Origin of the sequence: Inquilinus limosus DSM 16000 (assembly GCF_000423185.1) — a bacterium.
Taxonomy (GTDB): domain Bacteria; phylum Pseudomonadota; class Alphaproteobacteria; order DSM-16000; family Inquilinaceae; genus Inquilinus; species Inquilinus limosus.
The window spans coordinates 33,243-49,447 of the sequence record NZ_AUHM01000040.1 but is presented as its reverse complement, the minus strand read 5'-3'; the positions used below and the strand labels follow the sequence as shown (position 1 = coordinate 49,447).

General features: G+C 69.6%; 15 protein-coding genes. 6 read left to right on the top strand and 9 right to left on the bottom strand.

The window, feature by feature from the left end; genetic code table 11:
• Positions 1–70: 70 nt before the first annotated feature.
• Positions 71–475, bottom strand: a complete 405-nt coding sequence (locus G537_RS40155; RefSeq protein WP_064742221.1) for a heme-binding protein — start codon at positions 473–475, stop codon at positions 71–73.
• A gap of 208 nt (positions 476–683) precedes the next feature.
• Here G537_RS40155 and G537_RS0127045 point away from each other — a divergent pair, with 208 nt between their 5' ends.
• The 6 genes from G537_RS0127045 to G537_RS0127020 all read left to right on the top strand — a co-directional run bounded on the left by G537_RS0127045 (position 684) and on the right by G537_RS0127020 (position 7,414).
• Positions 684–1,823, top strand: a complete 1,140-nt coding sequence (locus G537_RS0127045; protein ID WP_026872757.1) for an acyl-CoA dehydrogenase family protein — start codon at positions 684–686, stop codon at positions 1,821–1,823.
• Between the two features lie 21 nt (positions 1,824–1,844).
• Positions 1,845–2,912, top strand: coding sequence for an enoyl-CoA hydratase/isomerase family protein (locus G537_RS0127040; protein ID WP_026872756.1), 1,068 nt, complete (start codon positions 1,845–1,847; stop codon positions 2,910–2,912).
• A 42-nt stretch (positions 2,913–2,954) separates the two neighbouring features.
• A complete protein-coding gene (gene mmsB / locus G537_RS0127035; protein WP_026872755.1) occupies positions 2,955–3,845 on the top strand; it encodes a 3-hydroxyisobutyrate dehydrogenase in 891 nt (296 codons plus the stop codon).
• Between the two features lie 5 nt (positions 3,846–3,850).
• Positions 3,851–4,933 carry an esterase gene (locus G537_RS40150; protein WP_034853170.1) on the top strand — a complete coding sequence of 361 codons (1,083 nt, stop codon included), beginning with the start codon at positions 3,851–3,853 and terminating at the stop codon, positions 4,931–4,933.
• A gap of 80 nt (positions 4,934–5,013) precedes the next feature.
• On the top strand, positions 5,014–6,195 hold the full coding sequence (locus G537_RS0127025; protein ID WP_211230522.1) for an alpha/beta hydrolase-fold protein: 1,182 nt from the start codon (positions 5,014–5,016) through the stop codon (positions 6,193–6,195).
• Positions 6,196–6,430: 235 nt separating this feature from the next.
• A complete protein-coding gene (locus G537_RS0127020) occupies positions 6,431–7,414 on the top strand; it encodes a calcium-binding protein (RefSeq protein WP_026872753.1) in 984 nt (327 codons plus the stop codon).
• Positions 7,415–7,421: 7 nt separating this feature from the next.
• Here G537_RS0127020 and G537_RS0127015 read toward each other — a convergent pair whose 3' ends face one another.
• The 8 genes from G537_RS0127015 to G537_RS0126980 form a co-directional block, all read right to left on the bottom strand.
• Entirely contained in the window at positions 7,422–8,099 is a 678-nt protein-coding gene (locus G537_RS0127015) for an SDR family NAD(P)-dependent oxidoreductase (protein WP_162146155.1), read from the bottom strand.
• Between the two features lie 47 nt (positions 8,100–8,146).
• Complete coding sequence (gene purF, locus G537_RS0127010; RefSeq protein WP_026872751.1) at positions 8,147–9,613, bottom strand: amidophosphoribosyltransferase; 1,467 nt, start codon at positions 9,611–9,613, stop codon at positions 8,147–8,149.
• 68 nt (positions 9,614–9,681) lie between these two features.
• Positions 9,682–10,461: a CvpA family protein gene (locus G537_RS42430; protein ID WP_051249190.1), complete on the bottom strand. Its 780-nt coding sequence runs from the start codon at positions 10,459–10,461 to the stop codon at positions 9,682–9,684.
• Positions 10,403–11,851, bottom strand: a complete 1,449-nt coding sequence (gene radA, locus G537_RS40140) for a DNA repair protein RadA (protein WP_051249189.1) — start codon at positions 11,849–11,851, stop codon at positions 10,403–10,405. The genes G537_RS42430 and radA overlap by 59 nt, the downstream gene beginning before the upstream one ends.
• A gap of 14 nt (positions 11,852–11,865) precedes the next feature.
• Positions 11,866–12,639 (bottom strand): ABC transporter ATP-binding protein, encoded by a 774-nt coding sequence (locus G537_RS0126995; RefSeq protein WP_026872750.1) that lies wholly within the window; start codon positions 12,637–12,639, stop codon positions 11,866–11,868.
• Positions 12,640–12,644: 5 nt separating this feature from the next.
• The gene (locus G537_RS0126990; RefSeq protein ID WP_026872749.1) at positions 12,645–13,415 is read right to left on the bottom strand and encodes an MlaE family ABC transporter permease; all 771 of its coding nucleotides are present in this window, start codon (positions 13,413–13,415) and stop codon (positions 12,645–12,647) included.
• A complete protein-coding gene (locus G537_RS0126985; RefSeq protein WP_026872748.1) occupies positions 13,412–14,695 on the bottom strand; it encodes an alanine racemase in 1,284 nt (427 codons plus the stop codon). The genes G537_RS0126990 and G537_RS0126985 overlap by 4 nt, the downstream gene beginning before the upstream one ends.
• Entirely contained in the window at positions 14,685–16,175 is a 1,491-nt protein-coding gene (locus G537_RS0126980; protein WP_026872747.1) for a replicative DNA helicase, read from the bottom strand. Before G537_RS0126980 ends, G537_RS0126985 begins: the two co-directional genes overlap by 11 nt.
• Positions 16,176–16,205 lie beyond the last annotated feature (30 nt).

Here is a 16,205-nt window from a genome sequence, read left to right as displayed (position 1 = left end):
GGGCACCTCTTGCGTGTGCCTTGCCCTATCAATGTCGTGGAAGCGGCGGGAAAGGCAATCGGCAAAACGTCTAGAGCATGCCGATCGCGATATCGCCGATCGCGTGGTCGTCCTCCGCTCCGGCGCCGGCGATGCCGAGGGCGCCGACCACCGCGCCGGCGTCGCGCCAGGGGAAGCCGCCCGGCTGCACCAGGATCTCGGCCAGCCCGGCCAGCTGCGCCGCCTCGGCCGGGTCGCGGCCGAGCCGCAGCGCAGGGTCGCGGGTCGGCTCGCCGAGATGGAGGGCCGCGGCCGCCCGGCGCCGGGCGATCTCGAGCGTGAGATAGCCGACGCCGTCCATCCGTGCCGCGGCGACGATGTGGCCGCCGCGATCCACCACCACCGCCGCGATCTGCTGCTCGCGCCGCCCGGCCTCGGCCAGGGCGGTCGCCAGCACGGCCTGGGCTTCGGCAAGGGCGGGGGCGGCGTCGGCCATGGCGGTCTCCGGGAAGTCAGAAGGAGAATAGCGCAGCGTATCCCCTTTCTGTCATGCCCGGGCTTGACCCGGGCATCCAGGAATGTCGACGCCGCACGGGGTGGCCCCTGGATCGCCGGGTCACGCCCGGCGATGACAGACTGGTTTCGCGAAAGAATCGTACGCACGCCCACTTGATCCGGCGGCCGGTTGCGGCCACGCTCATTCCATGAGCTTCACGCTGACCGCCGAACAGGAAGCCATCCGCGATGCCGCGCGCGCCTTCGCCGCGGAGCAGATGGCGCCCCACGCCGCCCGCTGGGACGAGGAGCAGATCTTTCCGGTCGAGACGCTGCGCCAGGCCGCGGCGCTGGGCTTCGCCGGCATCTATTGCGGCGAGGCGCATGGCGGCAGCGGCCTGACCCGGCGCGACGCCGCGATCGTGTTCGAGGAGCTGGCGACGGCCTGCGTCTCCACCGCCGCCTACATCTCGATCCACAACATGGTCGGCTGGATGATCGACAGCTTCGGGTCGGAGGAGCTGAAGGCGCGCTTCCTGCCGTCGCTGATGACGATGGAGCGCTTCGCCAGCTACTGCCTGACCGAGCCCGGCTCCGGCTCCGACGCCGCCTCGCTGCGCACCCGCGCGGTGCGCGACGGCGACCACTATGTGCTGAACGGGTCCAAGGCCTTCATCTCCGGCGGCTCGACCTCCGATGTCTATGTCGTGATGGTGCGGACCGGGGAGGCCGGACCGAAGGGCATCTCGGCCGTCGTGGTCGAGAAGGGCACGCCCGGCCTGTCCTTCGGCAAGAAGGAGAAGAAGCTGGGCTGGAACAGCCAGGTCACCACGATGGTGATCTTCGAGGACTGCCGCGTCCCGGTCGCCAACCGGCTGGGCGAGGAGGGGCAGGGCTTCACCTTCGCGATGAAGGGGCTGGACGGCGGCCGGGTCAATATCGGCGCCTGCTCGGTCGGCGGCGCCCGCGCCTGCCTGGAGGCGGCGCGCGGCCACATGCTGCAGCGCAGCCAGTTCGGCCGGAAGATCGCCGAGTTCCAGGCGCTGCAGTTCAAGCTGGCCGACATGGCGATCGACCTCGACGCGGCCCGGCTGATGATCCACCGCGCCGCGGATTCGCTCGACCGCCGCGACCCGGACGCGACCCAGCATTGCGCCATGGCCAAGCGCTTCGCCACCGACGCCGGCTTCCGGATCTGCAACGATGCGCTGCAGCTGCATGGCGGCTACGGCTACATCAAGGAGTATCCGGTGGAGCGCTTCCTGCGCGACGTCCGCGTCAACCAGATCCTGGAAGGCACCAACGAGATCATGCGCCTGATCGTGGCCCGCCGCCTCCTGGCCGAATGAGAGACGCCCGGTGAGATTGTCATGACCGACGAGATCCTGATCGACCGCGAAGGGCCGATCGTCATCGTGACGCTGAACCGGCCGAAGGCGCTGAACGCGCTGACGCTGACGATGTGCCGGGTGCTCTTGTCGAAGATGACGGAATGGGCGGAGGACCCGGAGCTGCATGCCGTGGTCCTGCGCGGCGCCGGCGACCGCGCCTTCTGCGCCGGCGGCGACATCCGCGCGGTGTATGAGCGGGGGCCGCAGAGCGGCATGCCGGACGGCGACCCGGAGGAGGATTTCTTCTGGGTCGAGTACCGGCTGAACCACGCCATCCATCACTTCCCCAAGCCCTGGATCGCGCTGCTCGACGGCGTCACCATGGGCGGCGGGCTCGGCCTCTCGGTGCATGGCTCGCACCGGGTGACGACCGAAAAGACGCTGAGCGCCATGCCGGAATGCGGCATCGGCCTGTTCCCGGATATCGGCGGCGGCTGGTTCCTGTCGCGCTGCCCGGGCGAGATCGGCACCTATCTGGCCCTGACCGGTGCCCGTATCGGCGCCGCCGACATGCTCTTCACCCGGATGGGCACGCATCACGTCGCCTCGGCCAAGGTCGACGACCTGGTCGCGGCGCTGGCCGATGCCGGCTGGATCGGCAATGGCGGGCTGGTGGCGGAATCGGTGCTGCAGCGCTTCGCCGTCGACCCCGGCGCGCCGACCCTGGCGCCGCTGCGCCCGGCGATCGACCGCTGCTTCGGCCGCGACACGGTGGAGGAGATCCTCGCGGCGCTGGACGCCGAGGGGGGTGACTGGGCGAAGGCCGCGGCAGATCAGATCCGCGCCGGGTCGCCGACCAGCCTGAAGGTCACCCTGCGCCAGATCCGCCAGGGCAAGACCATGATCTACGACGCGGTGGCGGCGATGGAGTTCCGCATGGTCCATCGCTTCCTGGAGAAGCCGGATTTCTTCGAAGGCGTGCGGGCGCAGCTGGTCGACAAGACCCGCGACCCGAAATGGCGGCCGGCGACTCTGGCCGAGGTGGACGACGCCGCGGTCGCCGCCTATTTCCAGCCGCTGCCCGGCCGCGAGCTGAGCTTCGACTGAACGACAGGACGGGCGGCCCGCGCCCGGTTTGGGAGGAACCCTATGTCGCTGCGCATTGCCTTTCTCGGGCTCGGCCATATGGGCCGGCCGATGGCGCTGAACCTGGTGAAGGCCGGACATCGGGTGTCGGGCTTCGACCCGGTGGACTCGGTGCGCGAGGCGGTGGCCAAGGAGGGCATCGCCGCCAAGCCCTCGATCGCCGCGGCGGTAGACGACGCCCAGGTCGTGGTCAGCATGCTGCCGACCGGCGCGCATGCCCGCGATGCCTATCTTGGCGAAGACGGGGTCTGTGCCAGCGCGCCGGCGGGGACGCTGCTGATCGACTGCTCGACCATCGATGTCGACAGCGCGCGCCTGATCGCGAAGGAGGCGACGTCGCGCGGCTTCGCCATGGTCGACGCGCCGGTCTCGGGCGGCACCGGCGGCGCCGCGGCCGGCACCCTGACCTTCATGGTCGGCGGCCCTGACGACGCCTTCGACCGTGCCGAGCCGGTGCTGCAGGCGATGGGCAAGGCCGTGATCCACACCGGCGGCCCGGGCACCGGCCAGGCCGCGAAGATCTGCAACAACATGGTGCTCGGCATCTCGATGATCGCGGTGTCGGAAGCCTTCGCCCTGGCCGACAAGCTGGGGCTGGACCGGCAGAAGCTGTTCGACGTGGCGTCGAAGAGCTCCGGCCAGTGCTGGTCGCTGACCACCTATTGCCCGGTGCCGGGGCCGGTCCCGACCTCGCCGGCCAACCGCGACTACAAGCCCGGCTTCACCGCGGCGATGATGCTGAAGGACCTGCGCCTGTCGCAGGCCGCGGCCCAGGCCACCAGCGCCGCCACCCCGCTCGGCGCCGCAGCGACCGCGCTCTACACCTTGTTTGTGAACGAAGGTGAGAAAGACACTGATTTCTCTGGGATCTTCAAGATGATCTCGGGCGAGTGACGCCGATGCCGTCCGCTGGCGAGCGGCCGCGGCGCGACAACCTCACCCGGATCTGGGACGACCGCCGGATCACCTTCCGGTTGGTTGCCCCGGCGGCGGGATCCGTCTCCGTCCTGTTCGGCTCGCGTGCGCCCGTACCCTTGGCGAAGGCCGAGCACGGCGTCTGGGAGGCGACGATCGGCCCGGTCGAGCCCGGCCTGTACGAATACGGCTTCAGCGTCGACGGGTTCCGGTCGATCGATACGGGCAGCGGCACGCCGAAGCCGCAGCGGCAGGTCAATGCCAGCCTGATCCTGGTGCCGGGCAGCATCCTCGACACCCGGCCGGTTCCGCATGGCGATCTCCGGATCGTCACCATGCACAGCGCAGCGCTGGGGACGGAGCGCCAGACGCTGGTCTGGACGCCGCCAGGATACGGCGACAGCTCGGCGCCGCTGCCGGTGCTGTACCTCTATCACGGCTTCGGCGACACGGTCTGGTCCTGGGTGACCCAGGGCCGGGCGCCGCAAATCCTCGACAATCTGCTGGCCGCGGGGAAGATCGCGCCGATGATCGTGGTGATCCCGGGCACGGAGGCTGATAGCCCCGGCATGATGCCGGAGGACTTCCCGGAGCCCGTCCCCCGCCGCAGTTTCTATCCGGCCAATTCCGCGGCGGTCGATCGCGAGCTGATCGGCGACATCATCCCCTATATGGAGGCGCGGTACCGCGTCCGGACCGACGCGTCGGGGCGGGCGATCGCCGGCCTCTCCCAGGGCGGCTACCAGGCGCTGGTCTCGGGCCTCGGCCATCTCGGCACCTTCGCCTGGCTCGCGACCTTCAGCGGGGTGTCGCAGGCCACCGTGCCGAACGAGGGCATCGCCCGGGCGCTGGCCGACCCGGCCGAGGTGAACGCCAGCCTGCGCAACTTCACCGTGACGGTCGGCAGCGACGACGGCGTCACGGGCGACGACATCGCGGGCCTCCGCAGGGACCTCGACGCGGCCGGCATCCGCTACGACTACACGGAGTATCCGGGGCTCGGCCACGAGATGGCGGTGTGGCGCCCGTCGCTGGCCGATTTCCTGCAGAAGATCTTCAAGGCGTGATCGAATCGCCGGCGAGAAAGTGAGCCGGTTCCCTTCGGTTCGTCGGGCATAATCGCAGCCCAACGACTCGGGAGGGCCCCGTGCGCAAGATCTCTGCGTCGATCGCCGTTCTTGTCCTGTCGCTGAGCGGAGCGCCGTCGATGGCCGCCGACCCCGGCATTCCCGCCCTGCCGCCGACCGACCAGCCGCTGCGCGACTTCGTCACCCGGGTCGAGGCGGACCGCCGCATCACCTTCCGGCTGTTCGCGCCGGAGGCGAAGTCGGTCGGGCTGGTCTTCGGCTCGACCGATCCGGCCAAGGCCAAGGCGACGCCGATGGCGAAGGACGACCGCGGCGTCTGGACGGTCACAATCGGCCCGGTCGCGCCCGACCTCTACGAGTACTATTTCAACGTCGACGGCTTCCGCACGACCGACACCGGCAGCAACGCGCCGAAGCCGCAGCGCCAGGTCAACACCAGCCTGGTGCTGGTGCCGGGCAGCATTCTCGACACCCGGCCGGTGCCGCATGGCGACCTGCGGGTCGTGACCCTGACCAGCAAGGCGTTGGGCTCGGAGCGGCAGATGCTGGTGTGGACGCCGCCCGGCTACAGCGAGGCATCGGCGCCGCTGCCGGTGCTGTATCTCTATCACGGCTTCGGCGACACGGTGTGGTCCTGGGTGACCCAGGGCCGGGCGCCGCAGATCCTCGACAATCTGCTGGCCGAGAAGAAGATCGTGCCGATGATCGTGGTGATCCCGGACACCGAGACCGACATCCCGGCGGCGGTGCCGGAGGACTTTCCGGGCAACACCCGGCGCCAGACCTTCTATACGCCCAATGCCATGGCGGCCGATCGCGAGCTGATCGAGGACATCATCCCCTACATGGAGGCGCATTACCGCGTCCGCACCGACGCGGCGGGGCGGGCGCTGGCCGGCCTGTCCCAGGGCGGTTATCAGGCGCTGGTCTCGGGCCTCGGCCATCTCGGCACCTTCGCCTGGCTGGCGACCTTCAGCGGCGTGTCACAGACCACCGTGCCGAATGACGGGATTGCCCACGCGCTGGCCGAACCGGCCAAGGTGAACGCCAGCCTGCGCAACTTCACCGTCACGGTCGGCAGCGACGACACCATCACCGGCAAGGACATCGCCGGGCTGCGCAAGGATCTGGACGCCGCCGGCATCCGCTACGATTACAAGGACTATCCGGGTCTGTGGCACGAGATGGCGGTGTGGCGTCCGTCCCTGGCCGATTTCCTGCAGAAGATTTTCAGGGAGTGACGGGCAGATCCGATCGGCCACGGACCGGCGCACGGATCGGCTGCGGGAGGACCGCTCCGAGTGGTCGTCGCCGGGTTCGTGGCGGAGGAGGCCACCTGCGGTCCGCAGGGCGGATTTGCCTGACAGCCTGCGGTGGATGGTCTTCCTGAAGTCCTAGGAATGGATAAAATAGACGTCGAATTTATTCTTTCCGTACTGTCGCCTGCCGGGCAGGACCAATTTCGGAGGAGCGTCAATGGCAGTGATTTTCGGCACGGAGGGGGATGATCACCTTCTCGGCGTGGACGACCCCAACAGCACCGAGGGCGGTGATGGCGGGCCATATGGAGACACCATCTATGGCGAGGGAGGCAACGACACCCTTGATGGTGGAGGGGGCTACAACATCCTTTACGGGGGCAGCGGGGACGACATCCTCTACGGTGACAAGAGCTTCGTGTCGGCGCTGCTGATCGGCGGTCCCGGCGCGGACTATCTGGTGGGTGGGCACGAAGGCGGAGCCGGGTTTCCGACCGCGTCCTACGCCGACAGCGCCCGGCCCGTGCATGTCGATCTGGGGCGAGGCCAAGGTTATACCGGCGATGCGGCCGGCGATTCACTTTCGGACGTGTGGACCGTGATCGGCAGCGATGGCGACGACTGGCTGCTCGGCGGGGCGCCTTCGCGCTATGGTGGGGTATCGCATTTGAGCGGCGGAGCCGGCGACGACACCCTGGAGATGTCGCCGATTTCCCAGGCAAATTATTATAGTGCCGGCACGCTCGAGGGCGGAGCCGGCGATGATGTCCTGGTCGGTGGCGGCGGCGGCGTTACCCAGCTGCTGGGGGGCTGGGGTCATGACTATCTGCGCGCCGGCGTTGGAAAGAACGATATCCTGACCGGTGGCGCCGGCCCCGACGCCTTTGTCTTCGGCGCTTCCGGCCCCAGCGATTCGTTCGGCGACGGTGACAGGATCACGGATTTCAGCCGCCTCCAGGGCGACCGGATCGGTCTGTCCGCGATCGATGCGAACACTCTCGTCGCCGGAAACCAGTCCTTCACCTTTATCGGCAGCGGGGCCTTCACCGGCGTCGCCGGCCAACTGCGCTACAGTATCCTTGGTACGGGTACGCAGCAGCAGACGTACCTGGATGGGGATACCAACGGCGACAAGAGAGCCGATCTCCACATCATCCTGGACGGCGGAATCGCGCTCGTGGCTTCCGACTTCGTCCTCTGATCGCAGGTCACGCCCAATCCGCGGCCTTGCCCGCGGTCAGCCCGTCCTCGGCCAGGATGTGGCCGACCAGCCGGTCGGCCGCGGCGTCGGGCGCCGGCTGGCTGCCGGGCACCTCGCCTGGGAAGCCCTGCTCGCGCAGCCGGGTCGCCATCGGTCCGGGATGGAACAGAGCCACGCGCAGCGGCGTCTTCGCCGTCTCGGCCGCGTAGAGGCCGGCCAGGGTATCGAGCCCGGCCTTGGCCACGGCATACGCGCTCCAATAGGCGATGCCGCTGCGGGCGATGCGGTCGGTGACGAAGACCGCGCGCGGCGCCTCGGCGGCGCGCAGCAGCGGGTCGACCGAGCGGATCAGCCGGTAGTTGGCGTTGAGGTTGAGGTCGAGCACCCGGGCCCAGACCTTCTCGTCGCTGTAGGCGACCGGGCCGAGATGGCCCAGCATGGCTGCGCTGGCGACCAGCAGGTCGAGCCGGCCGAATCGCTGGGCCAGCGAGGCACCGAGCAGGTCGATCTGCTCGAATTTCGACAGGTCCATCGGCACCAGCGTGGCGCTGCCGCCCGCGGCCTTGATGGCGTCGTCGGTCTGCTCGAGCCCGCCGACCGTGCGGGCGGCGCAGACGACATGGGCGCCGGCGGCGGCGAGCCGGACCGCGACCGCGGCGCCGAAGCCGCGCGAGGCCCCGGTCACGAGCGCGATGCGCCCCTCCAGGGGCCTCCCGTTATCGCTCATCGGATTCAGACGCGCTCGGACAGGGCGGAGCTGCGGCGCGGCGCGGCCGCATGATCAGTCAGCGGCGTCGGATAGTCGCCGGTGAAGCAGGCGTCGCAGAACTGGCGGGCGTTGCCGGCCCGCTTCGGCGCGCCCATGGCGCGGTACAGGCCGTCGATCGAGATGAAGGCCAGGCTGTCGACGCCGATCAGCTCGGCCATCTGCTCGACAGAGTAGTTGTGCGCCAGCAGCTTGGACTTCTCCGGCGTGTCGATGCCGTAGAAGCAGGGGTTGGTCGTCGGCGGGCTGGAGATCCGCATATGGACCTCCTTCGCGCCGGCGTCGCGCACCATCTTCACGATCTTCTGGCTGGTGGTGCCGCGCACGATCGAGTCGTCGACCAGAACCACCCGGCGGCCCTCGATCATCGCCCGGTTGGCGTTGTGCTTCAGGCGCACGCCGAGATGGCGGATCTGGTCGGTCGGCTCGATGAAGGTGCGGCCGACATAGTGGTTGCGGATGATGCCGAGTTCGAAGGGGATGCCGCTCTGCCCCGCGAAGCCGATGGCGGCCGGCACACCCGAATCCGGCACCGGGATGATCACGTCGGCCGCGACCGGCGATTCGATCGCCAGCTCCGCCCCGATCCGCCGCCGCGACTCGTAGACCGAGGAGCCCTCGACCACGCTGTCGGGCCGGGCGAAGTAGATGTATTCGAAGATGCAGAAGCGCCGCTCGGCCGGCTGGAACGGCTTGATGCTGCTGACGCCCTCGGTGGTGAGCACCACCATCTCGCCCGGCTCGACGTCGCGGATGAACTCGGCGCCGATGATGTCGAGCGCGCAGGTCTCCGACGCCAGCACGTGGCTGGTGCCGGACGCGGTCTCCAGCTTGCCCAGCACCAGCGGGCGGAAGCCCATCGGGTCGCGGATGCCGATGACGTGCTCCGGCGACAGGGCGATCAGGGAATAGGCGCCCTCGACCTGGCGCATCGCCTCGACCAGCCGGTCGATGACGTTGCCGCCGCGCGCAGTCGCCATCAGGTGCAGGAACACCTCGGTGTCCGAGGTCGACTGGAAGAGGCAGCCGCGGCTGACCAGCTGGTGCCGCAGGCGCCCGGCATTGGTCAGGTTGCCGTTGTGCGAGATGGCGAAGCCGCCGAACTCGAAATCGGCGAACAGCGGCTGGACATTGCGCAGGCCCGCGCCGCCGGTGGTGGCGTAGCGGTCGTGGCCGATCGCGGCGTTGCCCTTGAGCTGGCCGACCACCGCCTGCGACGAGAAGGCGTCGCCGACAAGGCCGTTGGCGCGGTGGACGTGGAACTGCTCGCCGTCATAGGAGACGATGCCGCAGGCCTCCTGGCCGCGATGCTGCAGGGCGTGCAGCCCCAGCGCGGTCATCGCGGCGGCCTCGGGATGCCCGATGATGCCAAAGATGCCGCACTCCTCACGGAGCGTGTCGCCGTAGAGGTCGAAAGGATCTGTCGTCAGCATGCCGCTGCGGAGGGTCCTGGGCCCTGGGCGCCATCGGCGCCGTTGGAAGTCTTGGCGCCTATATAGTGTCAACCGCCACCGGTTGCACCCGCGTTCGGCGGGGGGGCCGGATGCGTCTGCGTCGGGGATGTCGGGGTGACGCCGGGCGCGGCCGGGGCAGGGGTCACGGGCTGGCCCTGCTGCGGCTGGGCCGGAGCCGGCGCCTCGGGTTGGCCCTGGCCGTTGAGCAGGCTGCCGATCGGGTCGGTGACCGCCTTCGGCGCGAGGGCCGGGGCCTCCTGCTTGGCCTTGTCGATCGCGCCCGCCAGCGCTTCCTGCGGCACCAGGCTCTTCAGGTACTCGGCGCCGGCCTGCACCCAGGGCAGCATCCGGGCGTTCTCCAGCCAGGGCGGCCGCCGGGTTTCCGGAAAGATCCAGGTCAGCAGCAGATAGGCGAGGCAGACCAGAACGGCGCCGCGCAGGATTCCGAACAGGAAACCGAGCGACCGGTCGACGGCGTTGAGCGCCGAGCCCTTCACCACCCGGGCCAGCATGTGGCTGATGGTGGAGAAGACCACCAGCGCCACGATGAAGATGCCGGCGCCGGTCAGGATGTCGGCCAGCAGCTGCATCTCGATGTACTGGCGCAGATAGGGCCTGGCGTCGTTGAAGGTCCACAGCGTGACCAGGGCGGCGCCGACCCAGCCGGCGATCGACAGCACCTCGGCCACGAAGCCGCGCGCCAGCGCCAGGAAGGCGGAGATGGCGAGGATGATCAGGATCGCGATGTCGCCGGCGGCGATGGGAAGGCTATCCAGGATCGGTCTCCTCGAGGCTCCTGCGGCGTCCGGCCGAAACGGCGCGCGCATCGACGTTGAACAGGGCCACCAGCTCCTCCAGCCGGGCGATGCTGCGCCGCTCGATCGCCAATGGCGCTCGACCGGCCTCGCGGCCGGCCGCGCGGCCCCTCTTCGGGTGCCCTTGTGGCACGATCGCGGCGGCGAATCCAAGCTTCGCCGCTTCCTTCAGCCTGGCGTCGCTCTGCCCCACGGCGCGGACCTCGCCGGACAGGCCGATCTCGCCGAACACCACCGTGTCGCGCGGCACTGGCACGCCGGTGAGGGAGGAGAGCAGGGCGGCCGCCACCGCCAGGTCGGCCGCCGGCTCGGCGATGCGCAGGCCGCCGGCGACGTTGAGGTAGACGTCGTTCATGCCGATGGCGACGCCGCAGCGCGCCTCCAGCACCGCCAGCACCATGGCGAGGCGGGCGCTGTCCCAGCCGACCACGGCGCGGCGCGGGGTGCCGAGCGGCGAGGGCGCCACCAGGGCCTGGACCTCGACCAGCACCGGCCGGGTGCCCTCGAGCCCGGCGAAGACGGCGGCGCCGGAAACGTCGCCGCTGCGGTCGGCCAGGAACAGCTCGGACGGGTTGCGCACCTCGGCCAGGCCGCCGTCGGTCATCTCGAACACGCCGATCTCGTCGGTCGCACCGAAGCGGTTCTTCACCGCCCGCAGGATGCGGAACTGGTGGCCGCGCTCGCCCTCGAAATAGAGCACGGTGTCGACCATATGCTCGAGCACGCGCGGCCCGGCGATGGCGCCGTCCTTGGTGACGTGACCGACGATCAGGAGGGCGGTGCCGCGGCGCTTGGCGTGGCGGATCAGCTCGGCCGCCGAGGCGCGGACCTGGGCCACGGTGCCCGGCGCGCTCTCCAGCGCGTCGAGGAACATGGTCTGGATCGAATCGATCACCACGATCTTCGGCCCGTCCGGCCGGTCCATCGCGGCGATGATGTCGCGGACGTTGGACGAGGCGGCAAGGCGCACCGGCGCCTGCGACAGGCCGAGGCGCTGGGCCCGCATGCGGATCTGGTCGACCGCCTCCTCGCCCGAGACATAGGCGCATTCGATCGTGCCGGCGAGGCGGCACAGCACCTGGAGCAGCAGGGTCGACTTGCCGATGCCGGGATCGCCGCCGATCAGGATGGCCGAGCCTGGGACGATGCCGCCGCCGCAGACCCGGTCGAACTCGTCGTTGCCGCTCAGCCAGCGCGGCTCGTCGATCGTGGCGGACGCCAGGTCGGTGAAGGCGATGGCGCGGCCGCCGCCCGCCTTGGCCCCGCCGAAAGCCTTCGGCGCGGCCTCGACGATCTCCTCGACCAGCGTGTTCCACTCGCCGCAGGAATCGCAGCGGCCGGCCCACCGGGCGTGGCTGGCGCCGCAGTTCTGGCAGATGTAACGGGTCGTGCTCTTCGCCACGGGCGAACCTTACGTCAGGAAACCCGGACCTGCATTTGGATCGGCCCATCCGCGCGGCCGTGCACGAACTGGTCGACATAGGCGTTGCCGGAGTCGTTCACCTGCGCCGCCGGCCCGGCCCAGATGATCCGGCCTTCATAGATCATGGCGATGCGGTCGGCGATCTTGCGGGCGCTGGCCATGTCGTGGGTGATCGACAGGGTGGTGGCGCCGAGGTCGCGGCGGCATTTCACGATCAGGTCGTTGATCACGTCGGCCATGATCGGGTCGAGGCCGGTGGTCGGCTCGTCGAAGAAGATGATCTCCGGCTCGGCGGCGATGGCGCGGGCCAGGCCGACGCGTTTCTGCATGCCGCCCGACAGCTCGGCCGGATAGAGGACGGCGACGTCGGGGCCGAGGCCGACCTGGGCCAGCTTGTCGACCGCGATCTCCTTCGCCCGTCTGCGGGATTCGCCGCGGCCCTGGATCAGGCCGAAGGCCACGTTCTCCCACACCATCAGGCTGTCGAAGAGGGCGGCGCCCTGGAACAGCATGCCGAAGCGCTTCATCAGATCCACCCGGTCGCCGCCGGACAGCTGGGTGGTGTCGGTGCCGTCGATCAGGATCCGGCCGCGGTCCGGGCGGATCAGGCCGAGGATCGACTTCAGCAGTACCGATTTGCCGGTGCCGGAGCCGCCGATCACGACCAGGGACTCGCCGGAAGCGATCTCCAGGTCGATCCCGCGCAGCACCTGCTTCAGGCCGAAGGCCTTGTGCACGCCTTCCAGTTTGATCTTGGGGGTCGCCATCGCCGTCACCCCACGTACAGGCCGGTGATCATGAAGTCGAACAACAGGATCAGGATCGAGGACGAGACCACCGCATTGGTGGTGGCCGCGCCGACGCCCTGGGCCCCGCCGCGCGAGTTGTAGCCGTGGTAGCAGCCCATCAGCGCGACGACGAAGCCGAAGGCCGCGGCCTTGAGCAGGCTGAGCACGACGTCCTCGGTCTCGAGGGCCTGCCAGGTCGCCGTGATATAGGCCGAGGGGTTGTCGCCCAGCCGGTAGACGCTGATCAGGAAGCCGCCGAACACCCCGATGATGTCGGCCACGATGACCAGGCAGGGCAGCATCAGGAGGCCGGCGACCAGCCGCGGCGCCACCAGGTACTTGTACGGGTTGGTCGACAGGGTGCTGAGCGCATCGATCTGCTCGGTCACGCGCATGGTGCCGATCTCGGCCGCCATCGAGGCGCCGATGCGGCCCGCCACCATCAGCCCGGCCAGCACCGGACCCAGCTCGCGCACCACCGACAGCAGGACGACGCTGGCGCCGAAGCCGCCGGCGCCGAAGCGGGTGAAGCCGGCCTGGGTCTGCAGCGCCAGCACCATGCCGGTGAACAGCGCCGTCAGCCCGACCACGGGCAGGGAGTAGTAGCCGATGTCGATCACCTGGCGCAGGAACAGCCGCGGATAGAAGGGCGGCTTCAGGCACTGCGCCAAAGCGGTCAGGGTGAAGAGGGCGAGGCGGCCGACGGCGGCAAGGAAGGCGAGGAAGGTGCGGCCGATCGTGGCGAGGAAGTTCATTCGGCGCCGCCGAGATAGCGGCGGGCGTAGCGCCGGCCGAGGCTGGTCAGGATCTCGTAGCCGATGGTGCCGGCGCTCTCGGCCAGCCGATCGGGCGGCAGCTCCGGGCCGATGACCTCGGCCAGGGCGCCGGGCGCGGCCAGCGGTTCGGGAATGTGGGTCACGTCCACCGTGATCAGATCCATCGAGATGCGGCCGGTGATCGGCGCGGTGAAGCCTGCGATGCGCACGGCGCCGCGGCCGCTGGCGGCCCGCGGAACCCCGTCGGCATAGCCCACGGCGATCGTCGCGAGCCGGGCCGGACCCTCCACGCGGTGCGCGGCACCGTATCCAACGGTCATGGGGGTGTCAACGCGGCGGGTCTGCAGGATCCGGGCCTCGAGCCGCACCACGTCGGCCATCGGATTCGGTCGCCCCGGCGTCGGGTTGATGCCGTAGAGCGCGGCGCCGGGGCGGGCCAGATCGCCATGGAAGCCGCGCCCGAGGAAGATGCCGGAGGAGTTGGCGATGCTGACCGGCGCGTCCGGCAGCTTCGCCACGGCCCGGCGGAACCGGTCGAGCTGCGCCCGGTTCATCGGGTTTCCCGGCTCCTCGGCGCAGGCGAGATGGGTCATCCAGGTGATCGGGCCGATACCGTCGAGAACGCTCGGGTCGGCCGCCAGGCGGTCCTGGTCCTCGGGCGCGAGGCCGAGGCGGTTCATGCCGCTGTCGAGATGGACGAAGCCGGGCAGGGCGGTGCCGAGCCCCCGGGCATGCCCGGCCCAGGCGGCGATCTCTCCGGGATCGTTCAGGGCCGGAACCAGGCCGTGGGCGGTGTAATCGGCGGCCAGGCCCGGCAGCAGGCCGTTGAGCACGACGATGCGGGGTTCCGAGGCGGAAGCGGGTTCTGCGTTGCCTCTCCCGCTTGCGGGAGAGGTCGGAGCCGCGTCAGCGGCTCCGGGTGAGGGGAGTTTGTCGAGGCCTGTGCCAGCCCTCACCCGGTCGTCCTGCGGACGCCCGACCTCTCCCGCCAGGCGGGAGAGGTGACGCGAATTGGCGAGGGCTGCTCGCAGCGCGATCCCTTCCTCCAGATGCGCGACGAAGAAGCTGCGGGCGCCAGCGGCGAACAGGGCGCGGCCGACCGGCGCCGCGCCGAGGCCATAGGCATCGGCCTTGAGCACGGCGCCGCATTCCGCCGGGGCGCCGCGCGCCGAGAGCCGGCGCCAGTTCTCCACGACGGCGTCGAGGTCGATGGTCAGCAGGGCGCCGGCCCGGCCGAGCGCCGCCGCCTCACTGGTCATCGAAGCTGGGGTCGGCCTGGAGGTTCGAGAACTTGGTGTACTGGCCCTCGAAATGCAGCCGCCGGGTGCCGGTCGGGCCGTGACGCTGCTTGGCGATGATCACCTCGGCGATGTTGTGGACCCGGTCCATCGCCGCCATCCAGTCCTGATGCTCCGGCGTGCCTTCGGGCGGCTCGGCCTTCGACAGGTAATAGGCCTCGCGGTAGACGAACATGACCACGTCGGCGTCCTGCTCGATCGAGCCGGATTCGCGCAGGTCGGCCAGCTGCGGCCGCTTGTCCTCGCGGTTCTCGACCTGGCGGGAAAGCTGGGACAGGGCGATGACCGGGATGCTGAGATCCTTGGCCAGGATCTTCAGGCCGCGGGTGATCTCCGAGATCTCCTGCACCCGGTTGTCGGTCTTCTTGCCGCTGCCGCCGGCATTCATCAGCTGGATGTAGTCGACCACCAGCATGCCGAGATTATGCTGCCGTTTCAGGCGCAAGGCGCGCGTTCTTAAGGTACTGATCGAAACGCCGGCGGTGTCGTCGATGAAGAAGGGCGTCTGCCGGATCAGGTTCGCCGCCTCGACCACCCGCGGGAAGTCGGACCGCTTCATGTCGCCCTTGCGGATCCGCTCCGAGGCGATCTCGGCCACCTCGGACAGGATACGCACGGCCAGCTGCTCGGACGACATTTCCATCGAGAAGAAGCCGACCACGGCGCCTTCCTTGCCGTGCTTGCGCAGATAGGCGGTGGCGGCGTTGAAGGCCATGTTGGTGGCCAGCGCCGTCTTGCCCATGCCGGGACGGCCGGCGAGCACGATCAGGTCCGAGGGCTGCAGGCCGCCCATCATCTTGTCGATCTCGGCCAGGCCGGTGGTCACGCCGGTCAGCGGCGTGTCGCGCTCCAGCGCCTTGCCGGCGGCATCCACCGCACGCGCCAGGATGTCGCCGAACGCCTCGAAATCCTTGCGCAGCACGCCCGAGCTGGACAGCCGGTACAGCTTTTCCTCGCCCTGCTGGATCTGGGCCGGGCCGTCCAGCTCGTTGTCCAGCTTGTAGGCTTCGTTGACGATCTCCTCGCCGGCCAGGATCAACTGGCGCCGCAGCGACAGGTCGTAGATGGTCTGGGCGTAGTCCTCGGCGTTCATCACCGAGACCACGCTGGCCGCCAGGTCGGTCAGGTACTGGGCGCCGCCGACGCCCTCCAGCTCGTTGTCGTTCTCGAAATACTGCTTCAGGCTGATCGGGTCGGCGACCCGGTTCTGCTCCGCGAGTCGCAGCGCGGCGGCGTAGATCCGGCCATGGGCCGGGACGTAGAAATGCTCCGGCCGCAGGAAATCCGACGCCTTCTCCAATGCGGCGTTGTTGGCCAGGATGGCGCCGAGCAGCGCCTGTTCGGCCTCCTCGTTCGCCGGCATCCGGCGGTAGGTCGGGCTCGCCGTGGGGTCGACACTGTGAACGAGGGCGAGGGGGGATTCGGGACGCGGCTTATCCATCGGCCCAACCTACCGCAGCCGGTCGGTGCA